At 32.6% G+C, this 15,199-nt stretch carries 15 protein-coding genes; 11 read left to right on the top strand and 4 right to left on the bottom strand.

All coding sequences use genetic code 11. The features are described from left to right. Positions 1–46: 46 nt before the first annotated feature. Positions 47–880 (bottom strand): hypothetical protein, encoded by an 834-nt coding sequence (locus LNP81_RS01325; protein WP_230032882.1) that lies wholly within the window; start codon positions 878–880, stop codon positions 47–49. Positions 881–1,032: 152 nt separating this feature from the next. Here LNP81_RS01325 and hisC point away from each other — a divergent pair, with 152 nt between their 5' ends. The 8 genes from hisC (at position 1,033) to LNP81_RS01365 (ending at position 7,844) form a co-directional block, all read left to right on the top strand. Next, positions 1,033–2,133: a histidinol-phosphate transaminase gene (hisC, locus tag LNP81_RS01330; protein WP_230032883.1), complete on the top strand. Its 1,101-nt coding sequence runs from the start codon at positions 1,033–1,035 to the stop codon at positions 2,131–2,133. A 152-nt stretch (positions 2,134–2,285) separates the two neighbouring features. After that, entirely contained in the window at positions 2,286–3,299 is a 1,014-nt protein-coding gene (murB, locus tag LNP81_RS01335) for a UDP-N-acetylmuramate dehydrogenase (protein ID WP_230032884.1), read from the top strand. Positions 3,300–3,442: 143 nt separating this feature from the next. Then, positions 3,443–3,910, top strand: coding sequence for a GNAT family N-acetyltransferase (locus LNP81_RS01340; protein ID WP_230032886.1), 468 nt, complete (start codon positions 3,443–3,445; stop codon positions 3,908–3,910). Between the two features lie 2 nt (positions 3,911–3,912). Then, positions 3,913–4,527, top strand: coding sequence for an FMN-binding negative transcriptional regulator (locus LNP81_RS01345; RefSeq protein ID WP_230032888.1), 615 nt, complete (start codon positions 3,913–3,915; stop codon positions 4,525–4,527). An 83-nt stretch (positions 4,528–4,610) separates the two neighbouring features. Next, positions 4,611–5,717 (top strand): glycosyltransferase, encoded by a 1,107-nt coding sequence (locus LNP81_RS01350; protein ID WP_230032891.1) that lies wholly within the window; start codon positions 4,611–4,613, stop codon positions 5,715–5,717. After that, positions 5,708–6,259, top strand: coding sequence for an RNA polymerase sigma factor (locus LNP81_RS01355; protein ID WP_194616885.1), 552 nt, complete (start codon positions 5,708–5,710; stop codon positions 6,257–6,259). The genes LNP81_RS01350 and LNP81_RS01355 overlap by 10 nt, the downstream gene beginning before the upstream one ends. A gap of 156 nt (positions 6,260–6,415) precedes the next feature. Next, positions 6,416–7,240 carry an energy transducer TonB gene (locus LNP81_RS01360; RefSeq protein WP_230032893.1) on the top strand — a complete coding sequence of 275 codons (825 nt, stop codon included), beginning with the start codon at positions 6,416–6,418 and terminating at the stop codon, positions 7,238–7,240. Between the two features lie 223 nt (positions 7,241–7,463). Next, on the top strand, positions 7,464–7,844 hold the full coding sequence (locus tag LNP81_RS01365) for a PH domain-containing protein (protein WP_065450978.1): 381 nt from the start codon (positions 7,464–7,466) through the stop codon (positions 7,842–7,844). A 66-nt stretch (positions 7,845–7,910) separates the two neighbouring features. Here LNP81_RS01365 and LNP81_RS01370 read toward each other — a convergent pair whose 3' ends face one another. Continuing rightward, a complete protein-coding gene (locus LNP81_RS01370) occupies positions 7,911–8,789 on the bottom strand; it encodes a M48 family metalloprotease (RefSeq protein ID WP_230032895.1) in 879 nt (292 codons plus the stop codon). Positions 8,790–9,117: 328 nt separating this feature from the next. Between LNP81_RS01370 and lipA the strand changes: the two genes are divergently transcribed. The 3 genes from lipA to LNP81_RS01385 all read left to right on the top strand — a co-directional run bounded on the left by lipA (position 9,118) and on the right by LNP81_RS01385 (position 13,255). Beyond that, positions 9,118–9,984, top strand: a complete 867-nt coding sequence (lipA, locus tag LNP81_RS01375) for a lipoyl synthase (RefSeq protein WP_202701570.1) — start codon at positions 9,118–9,120, stop codon at positions 9,982–9,984. A 74-nt stretch (positions 9,985–10,058) separates the two neighbouring features. Further along, a complete protein-coding gene (gene gap / locus LNP81_RS01380; protein ID WP_230032897.1) occupies positions 10,059–11,057 on the top strand; it encodes a type I glyceraldehyde-3-phosphate dehydrogenase in 999 nt (332 codons plus the stop codon). A 26-nt stretch (positions 11,058–11,083) separates the two neighbouring features. After that, on the top strand, positions 11,084–13,255 hold the full coding sequence (locus LNP81_RS01385; protein WP_230032899.1) for a tetratricopeptide repeat-containing hybrid sensor histidine kinase/response regulator: 2,172 nt from the start codon (positions 11,084–11,086) through the stop codon (positions 13,253–13,255). A gap of 42 nt (positions 13,256–13,297) precedes the next feature. On the opposite strand, the gene lpxK is transcribed toward LNP81_RS01385, so the two are convergent. Next, entirely contained in the window at positions 13,298–14,320 is a 1,023-nt protein-coding gene (gene lpxK, locus LNP81_RS01390) for a tetraacyldisaccharide 4'-kinase (RefSeq protein ID WP_230032900.1), read from the bottom strand. Positions 14,321–14,364: 44 nt separating this feature from the next. Continuing rightward, a complete protein-coding gene (locus LNP81_RS01395; protein ID WP_346432733.1) occupies positions 14,365–15,189 on the bottom strand; it encodes a KilA-N domain-containing protein in 825 nt (274 codons plus the stop codon). Positions 15,190–15,199 lie beyond the last annotated feature (10 nt).

Here is a 15,199-nt window from a genome sequence, read left to right on the forward strand (position 1 = left end):
TAACCGCAAAGATTTTACGCTATGAACGCTAAGCTTTGAATAAAACCTAACATCCTACGGTTGTAAAAACTCCAACCGGTTTAATAATCTTCTTTTCTTCGGATGCCGGTTTTGATAAATATAGCGTTGGACTTGAAACATTATAATGATTTGAGGTATCAATAATTAAATCTAACCTTCCATCTCCGTCGATATCGCCTGCAAATACTATTTCTATAAACCTTTCGTCAATGTTTTTTTTCGCAACTAAAAGTGTCTTAGTTTCTTTGCCATTTTCATATGCTCTTAAATAAAGGCTATAATCAGAAACCTCAATCCATTCTGAATCGACTTTTTCTTTTCTTTTTTTCACAAGTGCAAATAAAGTATATTCAATATTTTTATAATTAAATTCAAAATCCTCATTATCACCAAGATTTGCAGGCACTTTTATATTCCACACTTCTCTATTACTCAAATATGGCTTTTTTTCAATTAGAACAATACAAGTATCTTTTATTGATGTTGTAACTTCCCAACCCGTTTTATCTTCTTCGTTTTCATCTACAATAGGATCATTTACAGATTTTATAAATACCTGGGTTTGAGAAAGAGTATAAACATTATCTTTTTTAAAGAGACCAAACCAAACTTTCTTGTCGAAATGCTGCTCAACCTCATCGTTATGAAATATTTCGGTTCGAAGAATTTTAACCTGTAACGTACTATCAACAGGAAAAGAAAAATCATCAACTTCATTATTAACTTTTACAATTGCAGCTTTATCAGAGGTTTTATTGCTTTCAACCTTCTTAATTGCAATATCGGTTTTCTTTTTATCACAACTTAAAACTTGAAAAATCACGATTAAAAAAACTAATAATTTACAAAATTCTTTCATACATATATATTTGAGATACAGAGAACCAAACATACAAAAGATAGAACACAAACTTTAATTCAAATTAAAAATTTTATTAAGAAAAACCAGCATGTAACTTTTCTTCAATTGCAACGACATATTGTTGAATCGTTTAATTTAATAAAAAAGAGATGAGTAATAGAAGAAACTGGTTAAAACAAATAGGTTTAGGTGCGGTAGGATTAGGTTTTTGCCAATTTGAAGCATTTGCAAATCCATCCGAAGAATATCTTTTACCAAATTTCGATAAATCTCCCATCTTATTACGATCAAACGAAAATCCTTATGGCCCTTCTCCCTTAGCCAGAATTGCTATGACCAAAAGTATCAATAACAGCAATCGATACGCCTGGAATATTTATCCTGAATTAATTACCGCTATTGCAAAAAAGAACAATGTCTTAGATAATAACATTCTGCTTGGTGCCGGCTCAACAGAAATTTTAGATTTAGTTCTTCAATACAGTTCTTTAAATAAAGGTAATTTTATAATCGCCGAAAATACATTTGACTACTGGACATCTCCATCTGAAAAATTAGGAATAAAAAAAATCGCTGTTCCGTTAACTAAAGACAAAAAACATGATTTAACAGCCATGTTACAAGCAATTGATTCAGATACAAAAATGATCTATATCTGCAATCCTAACAATCCGACAGGAACAATATGTGATAGAGAAAAATTAGTATCTTTTGTAAAAGAGGCTACCAAAAAAGCGATTGTCTTTGTCGATGAAGCCTATATCGATTTTACAAAAGAACAATCATTAAGTGATCTGGTTATTGACAACAAAAATTTAATTATAACCAAAACTTTCTCAAAAATGTATGGTTTAGCTGGTGCAAGAGTAGGTTATGCTATTGCAAATGCTGCGACAATTGATTCACTCAATATTTTAAAATCATCTCCTGGCTTATCAATTAGTAAGGTATCTACAGTCGCCGCAATCGCTTCATTAAATGATGAAAAATTCATTCAGGAAGTATATGCAAAAAATGAAGAGGCTAAGAAATATACCATTGACCAACTTACACAACTCAACTTAACATGTATTCCTTCCTATTCTAACTTTATTTATTTCTCGCTGGAGAATTATAAAAAGGATTTCTTTAAACAATTAGAACTCAATAATATTATAGGAACCAAAATCTATGAAGAAAATGGAAAATGGAGCAGAATTACTATTGGAACAATGAAAGAAATGCAGCAATTTATTGAAGCTATAAAATAAAACTTCGCAAAAACCAATTGATCCTCTCTCACGCATCATTTTAATCATTTAATTGTCTGTTATTTTATAGAAAACCAACCCAAATAAATAATAATCCTTACTTTTGAACTCAGAAATATTCCGACGTTTCGGGACAAAAAAGCCTTTTATTTATGGAAATTCAATCCAATTTTTCTTTAAAAAACCACAATACTTTTGGTATCGAAGCCAAAGCCAAACAATTTGTTGCCGTTCATTCAGTTGATGAATTGAAAACCATTTTAGAAGAAAACAAAAACGCGAAAAAATTTGTTTTAGGAGGCGGAAGCAATATGCTTTTAACTAAAGATATTGAGGCTTTGGTCATTCATATTGATTTAAAAGGTAAAAAAATCATTAAGGAAGATGACGATTTTGTTTGGGTCGAAAGTCAGGCTGGCGAAACCTGGCACGATTTCGTTCTTTATACCATAGATAACAATTTTGGAGGTTTAGAAAATATGTCTCTGATTCCCGGAAATGTTGGCACAACTCCTGTTCAGAATATTGGCGCTTACGGAACCGAAATAAAAGACACTTTTGTTTCTTGCGAAGCCATGAATATTGAAACTCAGGAAATAAAAACTTTCACCAATACCGAATGTAATTTTGGCTACAGAGAAAGCATTTTTAAAAATGAAGTTAAAGATCAATACATTATTACTTCGGTAATTTATAAACTCACAAAACGCAATCACAAAATCAATACTTCGTACGGAGACATTACTGCTGAATTGGCTAAAAACAATGTGACAACTCCAACTTTAAAAGACGTTAGTAATGCTGTAATTGCCATCAGACAAAGCAAATTACCGGATCCTAAAGAATTAGGAAATAGCGGAAGTTTCTTTAAAAATCCGATTTTATTAAAATCTGATTTCGAAAAAATCCATCAAAAATTTCCTGAAATGAAATATTATGAAGTTTCAGAAACTGAGGTAAAAGTTCCGGCAGGGTGGTTAATAGAACAAGCAGGTTTTAAAGGAAAACGTTTTGGTGATGCCGGAGTTCACAAAAATCAGGCTTTGGTTTTGGTAAATTATGGAAACGCAACCGGACAGGAAATTTTAGCCGTTTCGAGAGAGGTTCAAAAAACTGTTTTCGAAAAGTTTGGAATTCATATTGAAGCGGAAGTTAATGTGATTTAAGAACACGAATTGACTAATTTTTACTAATCACAATATTGTCAGACTGAGCGAAGTCGAAGTCCTTTATATCAACGAAGCATCTCTTCCGAAGTTTCGGAACGCTCGATGTGACAAATCTAAAAAACTCATTTTCTTCAAATAAGATGATACAAAGTATTTCTATAAAAATAGCAAATCCGGACGACGAAAAAGTTTTGGCAATTACAGAAGAATTATCAGAAAATCTTTACCTTCGTTTTGGAAGTGATGGAAAAAATTCTTTTCAGGATTGGGAAAACGAAAATTCAAAATTTGTATTTGTCATAGCCGAAATTAACAATGAAATTGTGGGTTGTGGCGCTATTAGGCCAATTGACAAAAATATTGGAGAAGTAAAACGAATGTATTCGAAATACCCGGGAAAGAAAATTGGACAAACGATTTTAGTTTTTTTAGAAAACGAAGCTGTAAATCTTGGTTATACCAATTTGGTTTTAGAAACACGATTAAAAAATGAAAGTGCTGTTCAGTTTTATCAAAAACAAGGATACAAAGTAATTCCGAATTACGGAAAATATACAGATCGACCGGAAGCCATTTGCCTGGGAAAATCTCTAAATCAAAATTCATAAAAATGTATACTCCTAAAATATACAAAGAAGAAGATCCGGAATCGATTAGAACTTTTTTGAAAGAAAATAGTTTTGGCATCCTGATCAATCAAACTAAGGGAAAATTATGCGCAACGCATATCCCGATAGAACTTGAAGTTACAGCCGATGGAAAAGAAATTTTACAAGGACATATTTCAAAATTAAATCCGCAAGCAGAAGGTTTTGCCGAGAACGACCAGGTTTTGGCTGTTTTTACAGGACCGCATAGTTACATTTCGTCTTCCTGGTACGATCACGAAAATGTACCTACCTGGAATTATATAGCCGTACATGTTTATGGCCGAATTAAAATTGTAGACGAAGCAACCACAATAGAGCAGCTTAAAAAATTGGTTGATAAATATGAAGCGGGTTCTGAGAATCCGGTTCATGTTGAGGATTTATCATCAAAAACAATGCGCGAAGCGAGAGGAATATTTGGTTTTGAAATTGAAATTGATGAAATTCAGGCCACCAAAAAACTGTCTCAAAACCGCGACGACCACAATTATAAAAACATTATTACGGAATTAGAAAAAACTGAAAACCCTCAGGCTATTGCTGTTGCAAAAGAAATGTCAAAATGCCGAAAGTAAATTGGCTTTAGCCATTGAAATCTAGGAATTCATAAGTACATTTGCACGCGCAAGATTCAGAAATTAAAAGACATTAAAATCAGATGCTTATAACTTTATTTTACTTCTTTATTGCTATTGTTGTTATCCAGGTTTTCTATTACTTAGGGATTTTTGGAAAGTTTGCTTTTGCCAAACCACAAGATATTACATCAAAAAAATTACCTGTTTCGGTAATTGTATGTGCTAAAAATGAAGAAGAAAACGTTAAAAAGTTTATTCCGCTATTGGCAGAACAAGATTATCCTGATTTCGAAATTGTTTTAATAGACGATGCTTCAAGCGACGAAACCTTGGAAGTTTTTGAGCAATTTGAACAACAATATCCTAATATTCGTTTAGTAAAAGTGCAAAATAACGAAGCTTTTTGGGGTAATAAAAAATATGCTTTAACCTTAGGAATCAAAGCATCTAAAAAAGAATACTTATTATTTACTGATGCAGATTGCTATCCAACTTCGAAAAACTGGATTACGGCAATGACTTCTCAATTTACCATGAATAAAACGATTGTTTTAGGCTACGGAGGTTATGAGAAAGTTGAGCGTTCTTTATTGAATAAAATCATTCGTTTTGAAACTGTTTTAACAGCGGTACAATATTTTTCATGGGCAAAATTAGGACTTCCATATATGGGAGTTGGTCGTAATTTAGCTTACAAAAAAGAAGAGTTTTTTAATGTAAATGGTTTTATAGAGCACATTCAGATTCGTTCTGGCGACGATGACTTGTTTATCAATCAGGCAGCAAACAAAAACAATACAACTATATCTTACACTCCGGAAAGTTTCACCTACTCAAAACCAAAAGAAACTTACAGAGAGTGGTTTACTCAAAAAAGAAGACACATTTCTACTGCCGAGCATTATAAGTTTTTCGACAAAATGCAGTTGGCTCTGTTTTTTATATCACAATTATTCTTCTTTATCTTAGTTATAGTATTATTAGCTTTCCAATTTCAATGGATTGCAGTACTGGCTATTTTAGCAACACGTTATACCGTGGCATGGACTGTAATTGGGTTTTCTGCCGGAAAATTAAAAGAAAATGATATTAAAGTTTGGTTTCCTATCGTAGAAATCATGCTTATATTCACACAAATTAATATCTTTATAACTAATATCTTTTCAAAACCTGTATATTGGAAATAAATTCTAAAATAGAAAAAGCAAAAAAGGGCGATCAAATCGCCTTTACTTTTTTATTAGATTATTTCTGGAACGAAGTGTACGGCTTTATGCTAAAGCGTACTGAAAACGAAACTACTGCCGAAGATATTACGATTGAAACCTTCTCTAAAGCATTTGACAAAATAGGTTCTTACAACCCTGAATTTCAATTCAACACCTGGTTAATTGCTATTGCAAAAAATGTATATATTGATTTATTGCGTAAAAAGAAAACCAATCTTTTTATAGAAATCACTGACAACGAAGACCAACAGGCTTACAATATTGCCGACCCTACTCCATCAGCCGAAGATGCTTTAATTAAAGAGCAAAATCTTTCCCGCCTGCTACAATGCATCAAAGAACTGAAACCACATTATCAGGAAGTAATCCAGCTGCGTTATTTTCAGGAAATGACTTATCAGGAAATCGCACTTAAAATCGATGAGCCTCTGAGCAATGTAAAAGTAAAATTACTTCGTGCTAAAAAATTATTGGCAGAAATTATCGAACGTAATAGATAATTTATTATCTTTAGGTAAAGAATAAAATATAATTCACTTTATTCTTAAAAAAGTAAATTATCCACACATTAAAACAACAACGTTTCCGTTGTTTGCCAAACCCAAAACCTTATCGCTTATGATTTAAATGTTACTTAACCTTAAAATCCATAAATCATGTCTAAATCAAGTATCTACGAAACAAGCTGGACCAATCTTGTTTTCGAAAACAAAAACAAAGAGTACGGCGCGTATCAATTACGTCAGGAGAATTCAAAAACTACCATCTCAGCTCTATTTATGGGTTTGCTATTATTAGCGGCTTTGGGAAGTGTATCAGTGTTAATTAACCACTTTAAAACTCCATCTCCTATAGAGGAAGGACCAATTATTTACGAACCGCTGACACCGGTAAATTTAGCTCCAATTCCTGTTCAGCCAACGCCGCCGGCACCGCCAGTTCAACAACAGGCAGCAGCAGCTTCGGAAACAGATTTGAGTCAATTATCACATCCGGTTTTAGTACCAACTGAACAGGCTGTAGACAAGATTGCTACAAACGATCAAAATCCTTCTGCAGTACCTAATACAGGAGACGGATCAGGAACTATCGCGAATCCAATACCTGGAAATCCTGGTGGAGATACAGAAGTTGTATCAGTAGCACCAATAACCAACGAACCTGTACTTCCTGCGCTTTTAGACAAAATGCCGGAATTTCCAGGAGGAATGGCCAAGTTTTATACTTATGTAGGTAACAATTTCAACAGACCGGAACTGGATGCTGACAGAACTTTAAAAGTGTATGTTTCATTCGTAATCGAAAGAGACGGTTCTATTACCGATATCATGGTGAAAAACGATCCTGGTTACGGACTTGGAAAAGAAGCAATCAGAGTACTAAAATCATTAAAAACAAAATGGATTCCCGGAGTATTAAACGGGAAAGCAGTTCGAACTGCCTATAATCTTCCGATTACTATAAAAACGGAAGCTCAATAATAAAAATAGAAAAGCAGAACTTAGGTTCTGCTTTTTTTATGGCTTTAATTTAAAACTATATTTTAATTGAATCATTAAGAGATTAAGAAAAATTAGGCACAACTTTTTGACTTAATTTTTCTTAATCTCTTAATGGCAGAAAATCAATATTATTTTTAATTTTAATTACTTTTACAACACCTTTTAAAGGAAAATCAAATCTATCAAAATTAAAAACTAAAAAATGGGAATATTTTCAGCTATCCTTGGCAACGCAGGTTCAGTAAGTCAGGAAGATTTAATTAAAAAATACGGACAACTTTTGACTGATAACGAAGAAATCGAAATGGGTTTTAAACTTATTCGTGATACTTTTATCTTTACCAACAAAAGATTAATCCTGGTTGACGTACAAGGAATTACAGGCAGCAAAACAGAATACAAATCTATCGCCTACAAAAGCATCACTCGTTTTAGCGTTGAAACAGCAGGAACTTTTGACCTTGATGCCGAATTGAAAATTTGGGTTTCAAGCGAGCTAAACCCAAGTATTGTAAAGCAATTTAATAAATCTGTAAATGTGTACGATGTACAAAAAGTACTGGCTTTTCACGTTTTAGGTTAATCTTAAAATAAAAACCCGACAAATTTCTCAGAAACTTATCGGGTTTTATTTTTCTATCAGAAATTATTATTTCTTTTTAGTAGTTGTTTTTTTCGTAGTTGTAGCTTTTTTGGTTGTCGTTTTCGTAGCTACAGGTGCAGTATTTACAATTTTTTGTTGCACATAAGGTTTGTACAAACCGTCTTTTTCGGCTCTTTTTTTAGCATCTTCGGCTCTTTGTTGTGAATCCGGATGTGAACTCATCATCTGATCAATAAATGACGCTTGCGATCCTTCACTCATCTTAGCCAGAATTCTAAAAGCAGATTCTTCGGCATTTACGTTATAACCATTCTTTTTCAGGAAATTATAGGAGAACAAATCAGCTTCAGCTTCTTGTTTACGGCTAAATTTACTGTCGATTATGGCACTTCCTATTTTACCCAGCTGACTATCTGTAACACTTGCGATGGTCGCAGATTGTGAAGCCGCACCTTCTAACAAAGCTTCTTTTCTGTAAGCCGCTTTTATCGCATCTCTTGAATCATTATTGGCAACGTGACCAATTTCATGACCAATTACAGCAAGAAGTTCATTATCATCCATAATATCCATTAAACCAGAATATACACGAACACTTCCGTCTGCGGTTGCAAAAGCATTAACCTCTTTTAATTTATACACTTTATAATTTAAAGTGTATCCGTCGCCGGCAGTATATTTTCCAAATACCCTGTTCAATCTTAAAGTGTAAGGATCAGTTGCACTTGCAACTTCATTTTCAGTATCCATTTTATCTACTGCAGCTTTAGAAAGTGCAGCAGCATCGGCATTACTAAAAGTAAAACCCGTAACTCCTTTTTGAACCGCTCCAATGGCTTTATCACCAAAATTAATCTGTGCATTCATTTTAGTAAAACCAAAAGCGGCAAACAAAACTCCCAATACAATAAATTTCTTTTTCATGTTTTATATTATTACAATTTAACAACAAATGTATTACAATGTTTGCGTTTTTTTATTTCATTTAAGCTCAATTTATAACAAATAAAGATATAAATATTAAACGATTAAAAATCAACCTTGTGCTATAATTATTCTTCTTAATCAAATAAACAAACAAAAATCATTCATTTTTATTCGCATCATGATTTAAAAACAATAATTTAACATGAGTATAAAATTATCATCAAATAAGCTTTTACAAACTATATAGGGATCAATACCAAATTAAATGGTAAACGAATCATCAAATAAACTACATTCCTTATCTTTGTACTTTGAATTTTGATATATGGAAACAGTCATTGAAAATATACCAACTGGAAAACCGAAATGGTTAAAAGTAAAACTTCCAATTGGACAAAAATATACTGAACTTCGTGGTTTGGTAGATAAATATAGCTTAAACACCATTTGTACCTCAGGAAGTTGCCCAAATATGGGTGAATGTTGGGGCGAAGGAACAGCTACTTTTATGATTTTAGGAAATGTTTGTACGCGTTCCTGCGGATTTTGCGGTGTAAAAACCGGAAGACCGGAAACGGTAGATTGGGATGAACCTGAGAAAGTCGCGCGTTCTATAAAAATCATGAACATTAAGCACGCTGTTATTACAAGTGTTGACAGAGATGATTTGAAAGATGGTGGTTCTATTATCTGGATCGAAACCGTTAAGGCAATTCGCAGAATGAACCCAAACACCACTCTTGAAACTTTAATTCCTGATTTTCAAGGAATCGAAAGAAATATTGATAGAATTGTGGAAGCAAATCCTGAAGTAGTGTCTCACAATGTTGAAACCGTTCGTCGTTTGACTCGTGAAGTACGTATTCAGGCAAAATACGATCGAAGTTTAGAGGTTTTACGTTACCTGAAAGAAAAAGGGATTAACAGAACAAAATCTGGAATTATGTTAGGTCTTGGAGAAACTGAAGAAGAAGTTTTTCAGACTATGACAGATTTACGCAATGCAAATGTAGATGTTGTTACAATTGGTCAATACCTACAGCCAAGTAAAAAACATTTACCTGTAAAAGAGTTTATTACCCCGGACCAGTTTGCACGATACGAAAAATTTGGTCTTGAATTAGGATTCCGTCATGTAGAAAGCGGCCCACTTGTTCGCTCTTCATACAAAGCACAAAAACACATTTTATAAAAAGTTTAATCGTTTATTCGTTTAATTGGTCAACCGATTGAACGAATAAACAATTAACCGAATAAACCTAAAGATTGAAAACAAGAATTGCTATTAATGGTTTCGGAAGAATTGGTAGAAATTTATTCCGCTTACTTTTAAACCATCCTGATATTGAAGTCGTTGCCATCAACGATATTGCTGATAACAAAACTATGTCGCATTTGATAAAATACGACAGTATTCATGGGGTTTTGCCTTTTATTGTTAGTCGTGACGAAACAGGAATCATTGTTAATGAAAAACATTATTTGTTTTTTCATGAAAAAAGCATTTCAAATCTAGACTGGAAAAGCCATAATATTGACTTTGTAATTGAATCTACAGGAAAATATAAAACACACGAAGAACTTAATGCTCATATCGAAGCGGGAGCAAAAAAAGTAATTCTTTCTGCTCCATCAGAAGTTGATAGTATCAAAACGGTAGTGTTAGGTGTTAATGAAAATATTCTGGACGGAAGCGAAAATATAGTTTCGAATGCAAGTTGCACGACAAATAATGCCGCCCCGATGATAAAAATCATCGATGAATTGTGCGGAATCGAGCAAGCATACATCACAACCATACATTCTTACACAACAGACCAAAGTCTTCATGACCAGCCACATAAGGATTTACGCCGTGCGAGAGGTGCAAGTCAATCAATTGTTCCAACAACTACAGGTGCAGCTAAGGCATTAACAAAAATTTTTCCTAAATTGCATGAAAAAATCGGAGGTTGTGGAATTCGCGTTCCCGTTCCCGATGGTTCATTGACAGATATCACGTTTAATGTAAAACGTGCTGTTACTATTGAAGAAATAAATAAAGCATTTCAAGAAGCCTCAAAAACAAATTTAAAAGGAATATTAGATTATACAGAAGATCCTATCGTTTCTGTTGATGTAATTGGCAATACACATTCGTGTTTATTTGACGCACAACTTACTTCCGTTATTGATAAAATGGTAAAAGTTGTAGGTTGGTATGATAACGAAATTGGCTATTCATCAAGATTAATAGATTTGATTTTACTAATAAGAAAAAAATAAGATTCATTGTAAAAGCATTGCAATACATGAAATACCACTTTTTGATTCTTTTTTGTATTTTAAATTCATTTTTGTATTCTCAAACTAAAAAGAATACGGATAGTGTTTTCTATTATAATAAGTTAGTAAACGCCAATCTGAACAAAAAAAAATACAATGAGGCTGTTTTTTATACCAAAAAATCTATTGGTTTTTGTGAAGCAAACCATCAATCTGAAGGATTAGCCAATCAAACTTTCAAACTTGGCAAAATTTACTACAATCAAAAAAAATACGACGAAGCTTTAAAAAACTTTCATAAAAGTATTTCTTTATTTGACAATATAAAACCTACTTGCACCAAAGTTCTGGCGTTGCATTATATTGGCGTGACAAATACAGCGCAAGGCAATTACAAAATTGCTGATACGTATTACAAGAAAGCAGATGATCTTTTAAATCAGCTAAAAATTATTGATCACGCCGAGGTTTTAAGCTATCAAAAAGCAATGGCGCTAAAAGCAAACAAAAATTTAGCTTTGGCCGCAAAATCATTCTTCGAAATTACTAAGAAACCGGATAATTCTTCCAATTTAAAAACAAAAATCGACTCTTATTATCAACTTGGTTTAATAGAAACGCAACTTAAACGAAACGATTCGGCTATTATTTATCTGGATAATGCCTTAGAATACAATGCAAAAACCAATAATATTGCTCAAAAATCCAAAATTGTTTTAGCAATAAGTCAATATTATAAGCAAAATAAAAATTTTGACCTCGCCTATTCTTATTTAGACGAACATTATCAGTTAGAAAATTATATTCTAAAATTAAAAAACGCAAAGCTGGATCTTAATGAGTTCGAAAAATTCAAAAAGAATCAATCCTTAAACAATACTATTAAACGCGAAAGCGAAGAAAAAATTCAGTTAAAAACATATCGCTATTCAAAATTAGTCAGCATTTTGGCTATTGCCCTTATCTCGATCTTATCTCTTTTGAGCTTGGCATTGTACAAAAACAATATCATCAGAAATCAGAATAATTTACTTTTAAGAGAAAAAAACAAAGAACTTATTCTGGCTAAAAACAAAGCCGAAAAAGCATCAAAGGCAAGGTCTGAATTTTTATCTACGGTAAGTCATGAACTCCGCACACCATTAAACGCCATTAACGGAATTACGCATTTACTTTTGGAAGATAACCCAAAAAAGACACAATTAAAATATCTGGAGTCTCTTAAATTTTCAGGAAATTATCTCACAACATTTATCAATGAAATTCTGGAAATCAACAAAATAGACTCTACAAAAGTCGAAATAGAAAATATTAGTTTCAACTTAAAAGAATTATTATTTAATATTCAAAGCTCCTTAAAAGAATTAGCAACAGCCAATAAAAACTATTTCAACCTTGAAATAGACGAATCAATTCCGGATACTTTAATTGGAGATCCTACTAAAATTTCTCAGATTATTTTAAATTTAATCAACAATGCATTAAAATTTACGCAAAACGGAAATGTAAATGTAATTGCAAAATTATATACAAAAGAAGATGATAACGCAACTGTTTATTTTGAAATCGTAGATACCGGAATTGGTATTCCTGAAGATAAACTACAAACTGTTTTTGAAAGTTTTTCACAAGGATCAATAGAAGTCAATCGCAAATATGGCGGAACTGGCTTGGGACTTACAATCGTAAAAAAACTTATTGAGCTTTTAGGTGGAGAAATAAAACTAAAAAGTGAAGTTGGTAAAGGTTCTACTTTTACCTTCAAATTGAATTTTAAGATCAATAAAGAACCTCTGGAAGTGATAGAAGAAGCAAAACCGTATAACGACAAGCAATTAAAAAACAAATCGATTTTATTGATTGAAGACAACAAAATCAATCAAATGATTACTCGAAAAATGCTTGAGAACAAAGCCATTAGTTGCGAAATAATCGACAATGGCGAAGATGCCGTCGAGCTTTTAAAAGTAAAACGTTTTGACATGATTTTAATGGATGTTCATTTACCGGGAATCAACGGTACAACCGCCACAAAACTAATTAGAGAATTTGATAAAACGACCCCAATTATAGCTCTAACAGCAATTTCGCTTGACGAAAACAGGGATATGCTTTTATCTTTTGGGATGAACGATGTGATCACAAAACCATTTGTACCGGATGAGTTTTACAGTACAATTGCTAAATTTTTTGATTAAAATTTTTTAGAAGTACTATCCCGAAGCTTCGGGACTTAGTTGCTAAGATTCTAAGTTCAATTTAACATACTCCAGAATTGATGCGTCAAAATTTTGCTGGTGATTGATAAATGTACTTTTTATTGGTAAATAGTACAATTGTGGAGCAAGTTTAGAATCTTTTAAACGTACATAATCTTTTTCTGTTGTAATGATTCTTTTATTTCCTGCTTTATTTTGAATCAAATCTAAATCACTATCAGAAAAATTATGATGGTCCGGATAAGTCAGGCATTCGTCCTTTTCATTTTTTAAATAATCAAAAAACGGAGTTGGTTTTGCAATTCCGGCCAAAAGTAATTTCGATTCTGATTTAACTTCTTTTATTGCTATTTTATCATTTTCACCGTAAATAGAATCATCATAATCTATAAAAGTAAAATAGATTTGCTGCGAACAAGTCAGTTTCAATTTCAAACGAATTTCTGCTTGTGCTGCATCTGATAAATCTTTCGGGCATTTAGTGACAATTACAATATTGGCCCTATTGGCTCCACTTCTGCTTTCGCGAAGATTTCCGGTTGGCAACATAAAATCATCCGCATACAAATCACCGTACGAACTCAATAAAATATAAAAACCCGCTTTTACTTTTCGGTGCTGATAAGCATCATCTAATAAAACCACCTGAGGTTTTTCATTCTGCGAAAGCAACTGTATAATTCCGTTTGTTCTATCGGCATCAACCGCCACCTGAACATTGGGGAATTTTTGATAAAACTGAAAAGGTTCATCACCTAAAATCTCTGCATTAGAACCTGAACTGGCCAAAACAAACCCTTCCGATTTACGTTTATAACCACGGCTTAAAGTAGCCACTTTATATCGATCAGATAATAACCTGATTAAATATTCTATTTGAGGCGTTTTCCCGGTTCCTCCAACGCTTAAATTTCCAACAGCAATAACCGGAATATCAAAAGATGTTGATTTTAGAATTCCTTTATCAAAAAGAAAATTCCGCAAACTCGTAATGAATCCGTATAAAATAGCGAAAGGAAAAAGTATTTTTCGAAGTAATTTCATTTTACGAAAGTATGATTTTTAAATTTCTACCACAAAATTAATGATTACTTCAATCTATCAAATGCTTTAGTATTAGTAAGAGATTTCATTTGAACAATTGCAATTTCATTCAACTTCATTAATCTATCGACTTGCTGTATTTCTTGTTGTATCAAAACAGCATTAATACTTTCAAGATTTGATAATACAACTAATTGTTCTATTGAAGCAATATCTCTAATATTACCTTTTTGATCAGGATTCTCAGTCCGCCATTGTTTTGCTGTTTTCCCAAAAATAGCCACATTTAAAGTATCAGCTTCATCAGCATAAATAAAATTCTTTTGAGCCACGGTTAGACTTAATGGAATCAAATTTTCCTTTATTGCGTCAGTATGGATTTTGTAATTAATTTTAGAGATTGTCCTTTGTAAATTCCAATCTAAATTTTTGGTTTTATTTTCATCTTCCTTTAGACGCTGAAACTCTTTAATAATATAGAGTTTAAACTCAATAGAAATCCAGGAAGCGAATTCAAATGCAATATCTTTATGTGCATAAGTCCCTCCGTATCTCCCTGATTTAGATACTATACCAATAGCATTAGTGGCTTCTATCCATTTTTTAGCAGTCATGGTAAAACTATTCAAACCAGCTTGTTTTTTAAACCCGTCGAATTCGACGGGTTTAAAATCAGGATTATTTAAAATTTCCCAAAATCCTAAAAGTTCAATAGTATTTCTGTTTCGCAACCAATTTTTTATAATATCATCGATATGATCGGGATCCTTGTAGCGCGCAATATCAGTTATACAAATATAATCTTGTTCTAAGTTCGAGAGCAATGAAATTGAATTACCATTCACCTCCATTTTATTCAATTTTGCCATACATTATGTT

The organism is Flavobacterium piscisymbiosum, assembly GCF_020905295.1.
Classification (GTDB): Bacteria; Bacteroidota; Bacteroidia; order Flavobacteriales; family Flavobacteriaceae; genus Flavobacterium; species Flavobacterium piscisymbiosum.

Coding starts and splice junctions, on each gene's coding strand:
- LNP81_RS01325 (WP_230032882.1), bottom strand. CDS start 880: ATGAAAGAATTTTGTAAATTATTAGTTTTTTTAATCGTGATTTTTCAA.
- hisC (WP_230032883.1), top strand. CDS start 1,033: ATGAGTAATAGAAGAAACTGGTTAAAACAAATAGGTTTAGGTGCGGTA.
- murB (WP_230032884.1), top strand. CDS start 2,286: ATGGAAATTCAATCCAATTTTTCTTTAAAAAACCACAATACTTTTGGT.
- LNP81_RS01340 (WP_230032886.1), top strand. CDS start 3,443: ATGATACAAAGTATTTCTATAAAAATAGCAAATCCGGACGACGAAAAA.
- LNP81_RS01345 (WP_230032888.1), top strand. CDS start 3,913: ATGTATACTCCTAAAATATACAAAGAAGAAGATCCGGAATCGATTAGA.
- LNP81_RS01350 (WP_230032891.1), top strand. CDS start 4,611: ATGCTTATAACTTTATTTTACTTCTTTATTGCTATTGTTGTTATCCAG.
- LNP81_RS01360 (WP_230032893.1), top strand. CDS start 6,416: ATGTCTAAATCAAGTATCTACGAAACAAGCTGGACCAATCTTGTTTTC.
- LNP81_RS01365 (WP_065450978.1), top strand. CDS start 7,464: ATGGGAATATTTTCAGCTATCCTTGGCAACGCAGGTTCAGTAAGTCAG.
- LNP81_RS01370 (WP_230032895.1), bottom strand. CDS start 8,789: ATGAAAAAGAAATTTATTGTATTGGGAGTTTTGTTTGCCGCTTTTGGT.
- lipA (WP_202701570.1), top strand. CDS start 9,118: ATGGAAACAGTCATTGAAAATATACCAACTGGAAAACCGAAATGGTTA.
- LNP81_RS01385 (WP_230032899.1), top strand. CDS start 11,084: ATGAAATACCACTTTTTGATTCTTTTTTGTATTTTAAATTCATTTTTG.
- lpxK (WP_230032900.1), bottom strand. CDS start 14,320: ATGAAATTACTTCGAAAAATACTTTTTCCTTTCGCTATTTTATACGGA.
- LNP81_RS01395 (WP_346432733.1), bottom strand. CDS start 15,189: ATGGCAAAATTGAATAAAATGGAGGTGAATGGTAATTCAATTTCATTG.